This is a genomic window from Romboutsia faecis (assembly GCF_014323405.1).
In the GTDB taxonomy this organism is placed as follows: Bacteria; Bacillota; Clostridia; order Peptostreptococcales; family Peptostreptococcaceae; genus Romboutsia_E; species Romboutsia_E faecis.
Genome location: NZ_JACRWE010000007.1, coordinates 58,623 through 73,788 on the forward strand (window position 1 = coordinate 58,623; position 15,166 = coordinate 73,788).

The window sequence follows — 15,166 nt, forward strand, 5'->3', positions numbered from 1 at the left end:
TTTAGGAGGGGTTAAGATGGCTAAAGAAATTAAATTTGCTGAAGATACAAGAAAAGCTTTAGAAACTGGTGTAAATAAACTTGCTGATACAGTAAAAGTAACACTAGGACCAAAAGGAAGAAATGTAATATTAGATAAAAAATTTGGTGCACCGCTAATAACTAATGATGGTGTTACTATAGCTAAGGAAATAGAGTTAGAAGATAGATTTGAAAATATGGGAGCTCAACTTGTTAAGGAAGTTGCTATAAAAACTAATGATGTAGCAGGTGATGGTACTACTACAGCTACAGTTTTAGCGCAAGCTATAATAAGAGAAGGCTTAAAAAATGTAACTGCTGGAGCAAACCCTATACTTATAAGAAAAGGTATACAAAAAGCTGTAGAAGTTGCTGTTGAGGAATTAAAAAATCAATCAAGAACTATAGAAAGTAAAGAGTCTATATCTCAAATAGCTTCTATATCTGCTGGAGATGAAGAAGTAGGTAAGTTAATAGCTGAAGCTATGGAAATAGTAGGAAGAGATGGAGTTATAACAGTTGAAGAATCTAAGACGATGCATACAGAACTAGATACTGTTGAAGGTATGCAATTTGATAGAGGTTTTGTGTCTGCATACATGGTTACAGACGTAGATAAGATGGAAGCTGTTTTAAATGACCCATATATATTAATAACAGATAAGAAGATATCTAATATACAAGAAATTTTACCTGTACTTGAACAAATAGTTCAACAAGGCAGAAAATTATTAATAATAGCTGAAGATGTTGATGGTGAAGCATTATCTACATTAGTAGTTAATAAATTAAGAGGAACATTTGAAGTAGTTGCTGTTAAAGCTCCTGGATTTGGAGATAGAAGAAAGCAAATGTTAGAAGATATAGCTATACTTACAGGTGGTACAGTAATATCTGAAGAATTAGGATATGAATTAAAAGAAGCAGATTTATCATTATTAGGTAGAGCATCATCTGTTAAAGTTAATAAAGAAACTACTACAATAGTAGATGGATCTGGAGAAAAAACTGATATAGAAAATAGAGTTAATCAAATAAAACATCAAATATCAGAAACTACTTCTGAGTTTGATAAAGAAAAGCTAATGGAGAGATTAGCTAAACTTTCTGGTGGAGTAGCTGTAGTTAAGGTGGGAGCTGCTACAGAAGTTGAGATGAAAGAAAGAAAGCTAAGAATAGAAGATGCTTTAAATGCAACTAGAGCAGGTGTTGAAGAAGGTATGGTAGCTGGTGGAGGAACTGCATTAGTAAGCGTAATACCAGCTGTTGAAGAATTAGTAAATACTTTAGATGGTGAAGCTAAAATAGGGGCTCAAATAGTAAGAAGAGCTTTAGAAGAACCATTAAGACAAATAGCTATAAATGCAGGTCTTGAAGGTGCTGTAATTATACAAAATGTTATGAATGCAGATACAGAAATAGGATTTGATGCATTAAATGAAAAATATGTAAATATGATAGAAGCAGGTATAGTTGACCCAACTAAGGTTACTAGAAGTGCATTACAAAATGCTGCATCAATAGCAGGAGTGTTCTTAACAACGGAGGCTGCTGTAGCAGATATTCCTAGTGAAGAACCAATGCCGGGTATGGGCGGCGGAATGCCAGGTATGATGTAATAACGTAGAAAAATAATTTTTAAGTATATATAAGCTGTGTATAATATAAATTTATATTATACACAGCTTTTTTATATACTAAGGGGATTATAAATTATCTGTTTTATTGATTATTTATAATTCGAACTATTAAATATGTAAATAAGAAATTTTGCTTCGAAGAGTTTGAAAATTTAGAATCAATACATAATATGGAAATAAAGTTGTTGAATTTTTAACATAAATATGTTAGTATACTAATATAGTAAGGAAAACGTATTTTAAAAAGGGTTTAGGTGTTAAAATAGGTTTGATTTAGTAAAAAAACTTATAATTAGATTTTGTGTCGAATATTAAAATGAGCAATTTTGGTTAAGAAAATAACAATTGAAATCAAGAAAAGGGGGAAGTGTATGTTAGAAAATATACATGTATCTGGTTTCTCAGATGAAATAAGCAGCGATTTTGATACTCAGCTAGAAACAGTTAAAAACTTAGGTATGGAATACATATCTATAAGAGGAGTAAATGAGAAAAATTTTAGTGAATACACAATTGAAGAAGTTAAGGAATATATAAAACCTAAATTAGATGAATACAAAGTAAAAGTTTCTTCTATAGGGTCTCCTATAGGAAAAGTGTTTATTGATGATGAAGAAGGATTTGAAAAACAAGTTTGTTTACTAGAAAAGATTTGTCAGATGGCTAAGATTCTAGATTGTAAGTATATAAGAATGTTTAGTTTTTATATGCCAAAGGATAAAAATCCAGAAGACTATAAAGATGAAGTTATTAATAAGTTAAGGATATTTACGAAAATAGCTGAAAAATATGATATAGTTCTTCTTCATGAAAATGAAAAAGATATATATGGAGATATATCTAGTAGATGTTTAACAATATTTAATGAAGTTGGTTCTGAACATTTTAAGGGAATATTTGATTTTGCTAACTTTGTTCAATGTATGGAAGACACTAGAGAATGCTATGAATTGTTAAAAGAACACATAGTTTACTACCATATAAAAGATGCTGTGAAAGAAGATAAAGAAAACGTAGTATGTGGAACTGGTCAAGGTAAAATAGAAGAAATTTTAACTGATGCAATAAAAAATGGTTACAAAGGTTTCTTAACTTTAGAACCACATCTTGTTATATTTGATTCATTAAAAGATTTAGAACTAGAAGATGTAAACAGTATAATAAAAAAAGACAAGGGATTAGATGGTAAAAGTGCTTATGCACTTCAATATAACTCTTTAGTTAACATATTAAAGAGCATAGATTTTAGAATAAAGAAAATGGGGGTAGAAAATATGAAACAAGTAAGATTTGGTATAGTTGGTATAGGACAAATGGGTGGATCACATTCAGAATGGTTAGCTGGAGGAAAAGTTGAAAATGCAGTTTTAACAGCTGTTTGTGATGTTAACCCACAAAAGAAAGAATGGGCAGCAGAAAAATTACCTCAAGACGTTAAATTCTACGATAATTATATAGATATGTTAGATAGTGGGGAAATAGATGCAGTTCTTATAGCTACACCTCACTACGATCATCCAGTAATAGCAATAGAAGCATTAAATAGAGATTTACATACATTAGTTGAAAAGCCAGCTGGTGTTTATACAAAAAAAGTAAGAGAAATGAATGAATTAGCAGAATCTAAACCACACTTAGTATTTGGAATGATGTTTAATCAAAGAACAAATCCTTTATACCAAAGAATAAAAGAGATAGTTGCTAATGGAGAAATAGGGGAAATAAGAAGAACTAACTGGATAATAACTACTTGGTGGAGACCACAAGCTTACTATGATATGAGTAGCTGGAGAGCAACATGGAATGGAGAAGGTGGAGGAGTTCTTGCTAATCAAGCACCTCATCAAATAGATTTATGGCAATGGATATGTGGAATGCCTACAAAGGTAAGAGCTAATTTACAATATGGTTCTCATAGAAATATAGTTGTTGAAGATGATGTTACAGCTTTCGTTGAGTATGAAAATGGAGCTACTGGTACATTCATAACTTGTACACATGACATAATGGGAACTGATAGATTTGAAATACATGGAGATAAAGGTAAGATATTAGTTGAAGGAAGTAAAAAAGTAACTGTTAGCAGATTAAAAGAATCTGAAACTGAATTAAATGAAAAAATGACATTTGCAGATGTTGCTAACTTATTTAGAGGACAAGGTATGTCTGATTTAATGGATGTCGAAGAATTTGAAATACCAGACCAATGGGGAACTCAACATATAAATGTTATGATAAACTTTACAAAAGCAATATTAGAAGGAACTCCATTATTAGCACCTGGAACAGATGGAATAAAAGGTGTTACTATAGCAAATGCTATGCACTTATCTAGTTGGTTAGGACAAGATGTAGAAATACCATTTGATGAAGATTTATTCTTAGAAGAATTAGAAAAGAGAAAAGCAGAGGAATTAGAAGCTAAAAAAGAGGCTGAATTAGAAACTGTATAATATATAAACGAAAGAGGGAATATATATGGCACTTAGGGTTGGTGTTATAGGTTTAGGAGATGTTTCAACAGTTCATATTAATGCAATTAAGTTAAGTGATAAAGCTGAACTTGTAGCTGTATGTGACATAGATGAGACTAAAATGAATTTAGTAGAAGGTGCTAATTTTTATACTGACTACAATGAAATGATTGAAAAAGAAAATTTAGATTGCGTTCATATATGTTTACCACATTACCTTCATTATCCAGTTACTAAAGAAATAACTTCTAAAAAGGTCAATGTACTTTTAGAAAAACCTCTTTGTCTTAATACAGAAGAAGTGGAAAAGTTTAATGAATTAGATAAAGAAACAGATGCAAATATTTGCATCTGTTTACAAAATAGATATAACCATACAGTTAAAACTTTATTAGAAGTGATAGAATCGAAAAAGTATGGAAATGTAAAGGCAATAAAAGGTATAGTAGCTTGGAATAGACCAGAGTCATATTATACTACTAAGCCTTGGAGAGGCAAAATGGAGTATTCTGGCGGTGGTGTAATGATAAACCAAGCAATACACACAATAGACTTAATTCAACTACTTGGTGGAGAGATAGAGTCTGTTAAAGGTAATATAAGTAATTTATTAAATTATGATATTGAAGTTGAAGATACAGCTATGGCTAATATAAACTTTAAGAATGGTGCTAGAGGTACTTTTATATCGACTATAGCTTATGCAGATAATTCTAGTGTTGAAATAGAAGCCATATTTGAAAATATAAGATTTGTGATAAAAGATAGTACACTTTACAAGTATGAGAATGGAACTCAAGAAATAGTTGTTAAAGATAAATTATTTGAAGGTGCAAAGCATTATTATGGATCAAGTCATGCAGAGCTTATATCTAACTACTATAATTGTCTAATTAATGATACAGATAATTATATTAGAGTCAGTGATGCATCTAATTCCATGAGAATTATTGACAGTATTAGGAATTCATCTAAAGAAGAAAAATTAATTAATTGGGGGAATTAATATGAATAAACCAACAATAGGCGTTCAAATGATGATGCTTAGAAATAAGATAGAAGAATTAGGTATAAAAGAAACTTTTAAAAAGGTTAAAGAAATAGGATTTTCTACAGTAGAACTATCTCAAGTTCCTATGACTCCAGAAAATGTTGAAGCAATAAGAGAATCATTAGACGAATTAGGTATGAGAGTTTGCGCAACTAGTGGAGCTTTAAAAGCGATGGCTCCAGGTATGAAAATGGAAAACTTAAGAGATGATTTTGATAAAATAGTTGCAGATACTAAAGCTTTAGGATGTAAATATATAAGAATAGGTATGATATCTTTTGATTGTTTAGGCTCTAAAGAGAAAATAGTTGAGTATACAAAAGAATTAAATGAAATGGGAAGAAGGCTTAAAGAGCAAGGTTTAGAGTTATATTATCATAATCATCATGTTGAATTTGCCAAATATGATGGTAAATACATAATGGATATAATGGCTGAGGAAAGTGATCCAGAGTACTTAGGATTTGAGCTTGATGTTCATTGGTTACAAAGGGGTGGAGTTAATCCTTTAGAGTGGATTAAGAAACTAGAAGGAAGAACTAAAATACTACACATAAAAGACTATAGAATAGCTCAAACTTTAGATTTATCAGGTGGTATGCAAGAAATAATGAGAAGTTTAGCTGAAATGGTACAATTTGCTGAAATTGGTGAAGGAAGCTTAGATATGAAAGCAATAATAGATTTAGCAACAGAAACAGGCGTAGAGCATATATTCATAGAGCAAGATGATACATATGGTAAAGATCCATTTGAAAGCTTAGAAATAAGTGCTAGAAACTTAAGAAAATTAGGTTTTGGAGATAGATTTTAATTTATTCTTCATGTAAGTTTATAGATTTATTATATTGTTTAGCATTGTTGTGATATTAAAATTTCGACAATGCTAAACTTTAAAATATGAAAGTTAAAGAAATATCAAAATTTTTAGAGAATATATTGCGGATAGTATTTGAGTATGTTAGTATTCTAGTATAGAAAACGTTATCCTTTTGTGGATTATATATAAAGTAGAAGGATGGAATTATAAGGGTTATCAAATGCGCAAGGGGGATTTTAAGCGTTTGGTTTCATTTTTAACGATTAGGAAAACGTTATTCTAAAACCGAAAAAGGGGGAGTTAAAAATGAGTAATATGCAAAGTGAAGTAAAAAAATTAAATAAGTCTTTTGAAAATGAAAATTTATACAATGATTGTCCTAGCTGGCGTTTAGCTCTATTTGCTTTAAACAATACAGCTACGAATCTTTATATGTGGGGTATGATGTACTTAGCTAATTATGCCACAGGTATTGCTGGATTAATGGTTACTGTAGTTGGATTTATATTAACTGCAATGCGTATATTTGATGGTATAACAGACCCAGTTGTTGGATTCTTAATAGATAAAACAGATGGTAAATTTGGTAAGTTCAGGCCATATATGGTTATAGGTAATATTATATTAGGTATAATGACTTTTGTAATATATAAAACAGTTCATTTAGTTCCAGAAAACTTTAGATTAATATACTTTGTATTATGTTATGCAGTATATATAATTGGTTATACTTGCCAAACAGCTTGTACAAAAGCAGGTCAAGCATGTATGACTAATAATCCAGCAAAAAGGCCTAAATTTGGTTTATTCGATGCAATATACAATGCAATACTTTTTACTGGAATGCAAATGTACGTTGCAAGTTACTTAGTTCCAAAACATGGGGGATTTGGAAATATTTCATTATATCATGAATTAATAACTTTAGTTATAATAGGTTCAGCCATATTAACAGTTTTAGCAGTATATGGTATATGGCCAAAAGATAGAACAGAGTTTTTTGGTCTAGGAAATAAATCTGTAGAAGTTAAATTCCGTGATTACTGGCCAGTATTAAAAGGAAATAGAGCGCTACAAATGCTTGTAGTAGCTGCTTGTACAGATAAGATAGCATTAAGTGTTGCTCAAAATGCTACAGTGGGTATAATGTTCTTTGGTATAGTTATGGGAGATTATTCTTTAAGTGGTACAATTGGTATGATTGTTTTGATACCAAATATAATAATAACTATGATAGGAACAAAATACGCTCAAAAGCTTGGACAAAAGAAAGCTTTAGTTGTAGGAACTTGGGTCTCAATGATTTCATACGTAGTATTAGTTGCAGTATTAGTTTTAGGTGATCCTACACAAATACGTTTAAACGATATGGGATTAATGACTATAGTATTCTTAGTAGTTTATATAATAGCAAAAGGAGCTACTGGAGTTTCTGGAGCCTTTGTTATACCTATGATATCGGACTGCGCGGATTATGAAACTTACTTAAGTGGACGTTTCGTACCAGGAATGATGGGAACATTATTCTCATTTATAGATAAGTTAATATCTTCATTTGCAACAACGATAGTAGCATTTTCAGTTGCAGCAATAGGGTTTACGGATAAAATGCCAGATATAACAGATGCATATACTCCACAATTATTTTGGGTAACTATGTTCTTATTTGCAGGTATGCCAATAATAGGATGGATATGCTCATTAATTGCTATGAAGTTCTATCCGCTTGATAAAGAAAAAATGGAAGAAGTTCAAACTCATATACAAGAAATTAAGAACTCTGAGCCTGAATTAGTTTAATATATAAAATGTGGTTTAAGGATGAACTCATATAGAGTTCATCCTTTTTGCATATATTTATATATGAAAGGTGACATTGTATATAAATAATGGGTAATTTTATTATTAAATTTAAGAAAATAAGTAAGAAGAAATATTTGTTTTGAATAATTTTAAAAAGTATTATTAGGAAATTAAGATAGTTAAAAAAATATCAAAAAATACATAAATTTATTGAAAAAAGTATTTAAGTATGTTAGTATTCTAGTATGAAGAAAAACGTTATCCCTAGGTTAAATACAGAAATGTAAGGAATCTTATATTAATAAAATGCAAGATAAAAAAATAACATTAAATTATAAAAATGGGAAATCGTTAAAAATAATAAAGGGGAGAGTAAATACAAGATGAGTCAACAAACAACTAATTACAACCGCGCAAAAACTTGGCAAATAGGATTATTTGCATTTAACAACACGGCAACAAATGTTGCAATGTGTTTAATGGGGTACTTAGCATTTTTCTCACAAAACGTTCTTGGAATAATGGCAGCAGTAATAGGGGTTATACTTACAAGTATGAGAATATTTGATGGTATAACAGATCCAATAATAGGCTTATTTATTGATAAAACAGATGGTAAGTTTGGTAAATTCAGACCATTCATGCTAGTCGGGAATATAATTATAGTAACTTGTATGTATTTAATATTTGCAGTTGTACCAACTTTAGATAATGACATTAAACTTCCGGTTTTAATAGGTGTATATATAATATACATATTTGGTTATACATTCCAAACAGCTTGTACAAAAGCAGCACAAGCTGTCTTAACTAATGATCCAATGCAAAGACCAATATTCGCAATATTTGATAGTATATATAATACAATTCTATTTGCAGTTGCTGGTCTTATAATAACATCTATATTACCGCCTAAGTTTGAAAAAGGAATGTTAGATCCAGGATTATGGAAACAAGTAGCAATTATGTTTGGAGGATTATCATTCTTCCTAACAATATTAGCGATGATAGGAATATGGGGAAAAGATAGAAAAGAATTCTTTGGTGTAGGAAAAAAAGATGAACAAGTTAAGATAAAAGATTACTGGCCGATAATAAAGGGAAATAGAGCTATACAAATGTTAGTTGTTGCGGCATCTACTGATAAATTAGCAGGGAGTTTAGCCCAAGCAGCTACAATATACTTCTATGGAAATGTATTATTAAATGTATCTTTATCAGGAGAGATAGGAGCGATAATGACACCGATGACAATATTAGTAACATTCATAGGTGTTGGTTATGCGAGAAAGATGGGACAAAAGAAAGCATTTGTAGTTACAACTTGGGGAAGTATGGCAATGCTTATAGCACTTTTAATTATACAGCCATTCGATAATATATCATTAACAGCTTTAAACTTTAATACAATATTATTTATGGGATTAACATTATTACAAAGAGGTTTTATGAATGTATCAGGAAATATGGTTATACCAATGATAGCAGATTGTGCAGATTATGAAACATATAGAAGCGGAAAATTTGTACCAGGTATGATGGGAACATTATTTTCTTTTGTAGATAAATTAATATCCTCATTCTCATCAACATTATTAGGAGTAGGATTAGCTATGATAGGACTTGGAAATGCAATAATAGAACCAGGTACAGCAGCAACAGGAAGTTTCTTCTGGTTAATTATGGGATGTATGTATATAGTACCTATATTAGGTCATTTAGCGTCTATAATAGCTATGAAGTTTTATCCATTAACTGCAGAGAAAATGGAAGAAGTACAATATGAAATAGAAGCATTAAAAAATAAAAATACAGTTGCTTAATATACATAAAGCTGAGTTGTTAAAAATCAACTCAGCTTTATGTATATATTGAATATATAATATATTATGTAAAGTAAAATATAAAGTCATTGGGTTAGTAAAGAGGGTAGGGACAATGGAGTTAAATAATAATAATATAAAAATGGTTTATGATCATATAAGTGAACTTGTATGTTTAAATCTTATTATTTTTAACAATTTAGAAAATTCATTATCAAGAATCAATAGTTACAAAACATCTGAAAAGATAGAGCAGATTGAACATGACGTATATAAATTAATTAACAATGCTATAAAAATTAAAGATAGTACATACGTATATTTTGTTGAGAATGAAATGAAATTAAGGTATATGGGATTTGGAATATATGATAATGAAAAATACGTAGGAGTTATTATTGCTGGACCATATGTTAAGAGTGAAGTAGATGAAGTATCACAAGGAAATAGTTACTTTGGAGAGATTTATGATGTATTACCGATTATAAGTGATAAGAAAGAAAAATCTATATCATACATATTTAAAAATTTAATCAGTGATAGTTTGATAAAAGTTTCTTACTTGGAAATTGATAATAAGAAAGATTTGTTAAAAGACGTCAAAAAAGTTTCTAATAACTATGATATGGATGTAGTATCTGTAAAAAGAAGATATTTAATGGAAAATGAATTAATACATTGTATTGTTCAAAATAACCCAGAAAAAGCTTTAGGGATTATCTCAAATAAATTTTTTCAATTTGGAAATAAATTTTCAAATTATAAATTAAAAGATAAAAAAATTTTTGCATTAGATATGAATACTTTAATGAGAAGGGCATCTGTAGAAAGCAACGTAGATCCATATATAGTCCATAATATTTCTGAAAAAGTTATAAAGAATATAGAGTGGTCAAGGGAAGCTAAAGAAATAGATATAGTAATAAATAAAATGGTTAGGGAGTATTGCTTTTTAATTAGCAATCATGTAACACAAGGATACTCTATATTAGTTGCAAAGGCTATAAAGTACATTACTTTGAATTTTACTGAGGATATAAGTTTAAAGGATGTGGCAAAAGCACTTTGTGTAAATCCATCTCATTTAGCTAGAAAATTCAAATTTGAAACTGGAAGCACGGTTTCTCATTGGATAAATAAAAGTAGAATAAGGGAATCTAAACTCCTTCTTAAAAATAGACTATTAAGTATAGAGGAAATAGCATATCGGGTTGGATATAACAATAAAAATTATTTTACAAAGATTTTCAAACAATTTGAAAATAAAACTCCAAAAGAGTATAAGTTAAGTGATAACTAATTTATATTTTAGAGACTATGAAAATGTAAAAATAGTAATTTTCTTTTAAAAAATTACTATTTTTCTATTTTATATAAAATAAAAACAGAAAGTAAGAAAACTTAAAATAAATATGTAGAAAAGTATGGAATCTAAAGGAAAAAGCTAAATAAAGGTCTGCTTTCTAACTAGGTTAAAAAAATATCAATATACGATAAAAAAATATCAAAAAAGTATTGTAATGGTAAAACTAGTATGCTAATATTGTAACATAGCAACGAAGGAAAACGATAACAAATAGTTAGAAAATCGAAGTAAATATTGAAATTAATAGATTTGTAAAGGAATTATAGATTATTATAACTGAATGATAAAAAACTAACAAAATCCTTCGTGGTTGGTAAAATAAATCATAGAATACTAGGGGGAAGTAAAATGTCAGCAAATACAAATAACATAACTTATAACAGAGCTAAGACATGGCAAATAGGTCTTTTTGCTCTAAACAACATTGCAACAAACTTTTATATGTTCTTAATGATGTACGTATCTTATTATGCAACTGGTGCAGCAGGAATAGCAGTTGTTCTTATATCTTCTTTATTAACATCTATGCGTATGTTCGATGCAGTAACTGATCCAATAATAGGATTTATAATTGATAAAACAAATACTAAATTTGGGAAATTTAGACCTATGATGGTAATAGGGAATATTATATTAGCAATTAGTACATTAATATTATACAATTTTACTCATAGATTACCTGAGGGAAATCCAAGAGTGATATTCTTTGTAGTAATGTATGCAATTTATGTTATAGGATACACATTCCAAACAGCTTGTACAAAAGCAGCTCAAGCTTGTTTAACAAATGATCCAGCTCAAAGACCATTATTTACAAGATTCGATAGTTCTTATATGTTATTAATGGGAAGTGGTATAGCTATGTATACTTCTTCATACCTAGTACCTAAGTACGGTGGATTTACATTACCAGCGATGACAGAATTCTCAACATCAGCTGTTATAGCATCAGCAATATGTACAGTGCTTGCTATAATAGGTTTATGGGAAAAGGATAGAGAAGAGTTCTTTGGTATAGGTGATAAAGGTGCCAAAGTTAAGTTTAAAGATTATTTAAGTGTATTAAAGGGAAATAGAGCTATACAAATGCTTATAGTATCAGCTGCAACTGATAAATTAGCATTACAAGCGGCAGGAAACTCTTCTGTTATGGTTATGTTATACGGAATAGTAATGGGTAACTATGCTTTATATGGAAAAATGTCATTAATAACAATGTTACCAACATTTATAATAATATTAGTTGGAACTAAGTATGCGAGTAAATTCGGTTCTAAAAAGGCATTAGTTGCCACAACTTGGTTATCAATAATAGGATATTTAGCATTATTCTTAGTAATATTTATAGGAGATCCAGCTCAAATATCATTAGATAACTTTGGTATAATGACAGCTCTTTGGATAGGTATATATTGCTTAGCGAACGGTGTTAAATCTGTTTCAAGTAGTATAGTTATACCAATGATAGCAGACTGTGCAGATTATGAAACTTATTTAACTGGAAGATACGTTCCAGGTATGATGGGAACTTTATTCTCATTCGTTGATAAAATGATATCATCATTTGCGACTACAGTTGTTGGATTTGTTGTAGCAGGAATAGGATACACAGCTACAATGCCAGAAGTAACAGATGCATATACACCTGCGTTATTCTGGGCAACAGCATTCTTATTCATAGGTCTTCCAATAATAGGATGGGTATGTTCATTAATAGCAATGAAATTCTATCCATTAGATGATAAGAAAATGCTAGAAGTTCAAGCTAAATTAGATGAAATAAGAAAAGATGAAAATCAAGCTTTAAATGCATAATAGTTAAATATATATAAAGAGTATTATTTTATAAATTCTATATTTATTATAGATTGTAAAGTAATACTCTTTTTTTATAAAAAATTATTATTTTATAATAATCTACATTATAAATACTGTATAATATATAGAAATAGTATTTATGTAAAGGGAGCTATATATGGACTTAAGAGAATTATTAGATGATGTGAAAAATAATAAGATAGATATAGATGTAGCTATGAAAAAGCTTAAAAATTTACCTTATGAAGATTTAGGGTATGCAAATATAGATCATCATAGAGAGGTAAGGACTGGTTACCCAGAAGTAATATATTGTGAAGGTAAAAGTGATTATCAAATTTTAGGTATAATTGAGAAAATGATAAAAAAAGATAGCAATATATTAGGTACAAGATGTAGAAAAGAAACTTATGAAAAAATAAAACCAATTTATCCTAATGCGGAATATGATCAACTTTCAAAAATATTAAAGATACAAAATCACCCTATAGAAAATATAGGAAAAGGAAAAATTGTGGTTGTTACAGGTGGAACTTCGGATATACCAGTAGCGGATGAAGCTTATCACACTGCTCTTTTTTTGGGAAACACTGTTGAAAGAGTATATGATGTAGGAGTAGCTGGAATACATAGATTACTAAGTAAAAAACACATAATAGATAGCGCAAGAGTAATCATAGTAGTTGCAGGAATGGAAGGAGCTCTTCCGAGCGTAGTAGGTGGGCTTGTAGATGTACCTGTTATAGCAGTACCAACTTCTGTAGGTTATGGAGCCAATTTTGGTGGGTTATCAGCGCTTCTTACCATGTTAAATAGTTGTGCATCTGGTATATCAGTAGTTAATATAGATAACGGTTTTGGAGCAGGATATTTAGCTTCAATGATCAATAAACTAAATTAAGGGGAAAGTAAAATGGAACAAAGAATTCTTTACTTTGATATAGTAAATGGAATATCTGGAGATATGACATTGGCAACACTGTTAAATCTAGGAATACCGAAAGAAATATTTTTAGAAGAATTAAGTAAGTTAAATTTAAATGATGAGTTTGAAATAAAAATAGTTTCTAAAATTGAAAGTGGAATAAAGGGAACAAATGTAGATGTTATTATAAAAGAAGAAAATGCACATAGACATTTAGTAGACATATTTAGTATTATCGATAATAGTAGATTAAATGATAATGTAAAAAATATGGCTAAAAAAATATTTATGGTTATAGGTGAAGCTGAGGCTAATGTACATGGAACAACTATTGACAAAATACATTTTCATGAAGTTGGAGCCATAGACTCTATAGTAGATATTGTGGGGACATCGATACTTATTGATTTATTATGCGTAGATAAAATATATGCAACAAACGTTCCTGTGGGATCAGGGTTTGTAAAATGTGATCATGGAATAATGCCTGTTCCAGCACCTGCAACCTTAGAAATATTAAAGGGGGTTCCTATAAAGTTAAATTCAGTTAAGGGAGAATGTACAACTCCTACTGGAGCAGCTATAATAAAGGCCTTATGCCATGAATTTATAGATGAGTTGGAGTTTGAGCCAAAACAAATAGGATATGGAATGGGACATAAAAAATTTGAATTACCGAACATGCTAAGAAGTGTTTTAGGCATAAAAAAAAACAAAAAATAGTTTATGAGATAATCTGTAATATTGATGATATGTCTTCTGAAATATATTCTTATTTATATGAGAAAGTTTTAGAAGAAGGTGCATTAGATATATATACAGAAAGTATATATATGAAAAAAAATAGACCTGCAATTAAATTATGTATTTTATGCAAAGAATCAGATTTAGATAAGTTTATAAAAATTTTGCTTAAAGAAACAAGTACTTTTGGAGTAAGATATAATACATATAACAGAGAAGAGCTCAAGAGAAAATTTGAAACAATAGATACCAAATATGGAAAAATTAAAGTTAAGCTGGGATACTATGATAATGAATTAATTAAGGCAACTCCTGAGTATGATGAATGTAAATTAATAGCAAAAAACTACGATATTAGCTTGAATGAGGTGTTTTTTGAAATAAACTGTATAATAAAGCAGAAAATTGATACGAAATTATTGACATAGTAAATAAATTTTGATAAATTTATATACACCTAAAGAAATAAAAATTGAAATTAAAAGTCACTCGTATATACCCAAAAATAAGGTTTGGGAGTCTCTACCGGGATACCGTAAATATCTTGACTATGAGTGGAATTATTATTAGCAAAACATCAGATAAAGTGAATGTATAGGCTGATTATATATCCCTGTATGTTAGCTATAAGTAGATGTTTTGAAGACCTGTATAGTAATTTCACTTCTAAGAAAATTATTGA

General features: G+C 29.4%; 9 protein-coding genes, 1 pseudogene and 1 riboswitch. All 10 genes and pseudogenes read left to right on the top strand.

Translation table 11 applies throughout. The annotated features are described in order from the left end of the window. Positions 1-16: 16 nt before the first annotated feature. The 10 genes and pseudogenes from groL (at position 17) to larC (ending at position 14,912) form a co-directional block, all read left to right on the top strand. Positions 17-1,639, top strand: a complete 1,623-nt coding sequence (gene groL, locus H8923_RS13625) for a chaperonin GroEL (RefSeq protein WP_153972494.1) — start codon at positions 17-19, stop codon at positions 1,637-1,639. A gap of 392 nt (positions 1,640-2,031) precedes the next feature. Then, positions 2,032-4,113: a Gfo/Idh/MocA family protein gene (locus tag H8923_RS17650; protein WP_317982880.1), complete on the top strand. Its 2,082-nt coding sequence runs from the start codon at positions 2,032-2,034 to the stop codon at positions 4,111-4,113. 25 nt (positions 4,114-4,138) lie between these two features. Beyond that, complete coding sequence (locus H8923_RS13640) at positions 4,139-5,140, top strand: Gfo/Idh/MocA family protein (protein WP_153972495.1); 1,002 nt, start codon at positions 4,139-4,141, stop codon at positions 5,138-5,140. A gap of 1 nt (position 5,141) precedes the next feature. After that, positions 5,142-5,999, top strand: coding sequence for a sugar phosphate isomerase/epimerase family protein (locus H8923_RS13645; RefSeq protein WP_153972496.1), 858 nt, complete (start codon positions 5,142-5,144; stop codon positions 5,997-5,999). 312 nt (positions 6,000-6,311) lie between these two features. Beyond that, positions 6,312-7,805, top strand: coding sequence for an MFS transporter (locus tag H8923_RS13650; protein WP_243139981.1), 1,494 nt, complete (start codon positions 6,312-6,314; stop codon positions 7,803-7,805). Between the two features lie 386 nt (positions 7,806-8,191). Next, on the top strand, positions 8,192-9,631 hold the full coding sequence (locus H8923_RS13655; protein ID WP_153972497.1) for an MFS transporter: 1,440 nt from the start codon (positions 8,192-8,194) through the stop codon (positions 9,629-9,631). A 115-nt stretch (positions 9,632-9,746) separates the two neighbouring features. After that, positions 9,747-10,931, top strand: coding sequence for a helix-turn-helix transcriptional regulator (locus tag H8923_RS13660; protein WP_153972498.1), 1,185 nt, complete (start codon positions 9,747-9,749; stop codon positions 10,929-10,931). 414 nt (positions 10,932-11,345) lie between these two features. After that, a complete protein-coding gene (locus tag H8923_RS13665; protein ID WP_147540933.1) occupies positions 11,346-12,812 on the top strand; it encodes an MFS transporter in 1,467 nt (488 codons plus the stop codon). A gap of 160 nt (positions 12,813-12,972) precedes the next feature. Next, entirely contained in the window at positions 12,973-13,716 is a 744-nt protein-coding gene (gene larB / locus H8923_RS13670) for a nickel pincer cofactor biosynthesis protein LarB (protein ID WP_153972499.1), read from the top strand. A 63-nt stretch (positions 13,717-13,779) separates the two neighbouring features. After that, positions 13,780-14,912: pseudogene (larC, locus tag H8923_RS17655) on the top strand (nickel pincer cofactor biosynthesis protein LarC). A 41-nt stretch (positions 14,913-14,953) separates the two neighbouring features. After that, positions 14,954-15,055: riboswitch (purine riboswitch) on the top strand. The last annotated feature ends 111 nt before the right edge of the window (positions 15,056-15,166 follow it).

Bases quoted from the DNA above. Each gene is read 5' to 3' on its own strand.
- H8923_RS13665 (WP_147540933.1), top strand. From the start codon at position 11,346: ATGTCAGCAAATACAAATAACATAACTTATAACAGAGCTAAGACATGG.
- H8923_RS13655 (WP_153972497.1), top strand. From the start codon at position 8,192: ATGAGTCAACAAACAACTAATTACAACCGCGCAAAAACTTGGCAAATA.
- groL (WP_153972494.1), top strand. From the start codon at position 17: ATGGCTAAAGAAATTAAATTTGCTGAAGATACAAGAAAAGCTTTAGAA.
- H8923_RS13645 (WP_153972496.1), top strand. From the start codon at position 5,142: ATGAATAAACCAACAATAGGCGTTCAAATGATGATGCTTAGAAATAAG.
- H8923_RS13640 (WP_153972495.1), top strand. From the start codon at position 4,139: ATGGCACTTAGGGTTGGTGTTATAGGTTTAGGAGATGTTTCAACAGTT.
- H8923_RS17650 (WP_317982880.1), top strand. From the start codon at position 2,032: ATGTTAGAAAATATACATGTATCTGGTTTCTCAGATGAAATAAGCAGC.
- H8923_RS13650 (WP_243139981.1), top strand. From the start codon at position 6,312: ATGAGTAATATGCAAAGTGAAGTAAAAAAATTAAATAAGTCTTTTGAA.
- larB (WP_153972499.1), top strand. From the start codon at position 12,973: ATGGACTTAAGAGAATTATTAGATGATGTGAAAAATAATAAGATAGAT.
- H8923_RS13660 (WP_153972498.1), top strand. From the start codon at position 9,747: ATGGAGTTAAATAATAATAATATAAAAATGGTTTATGATCATATAAGT.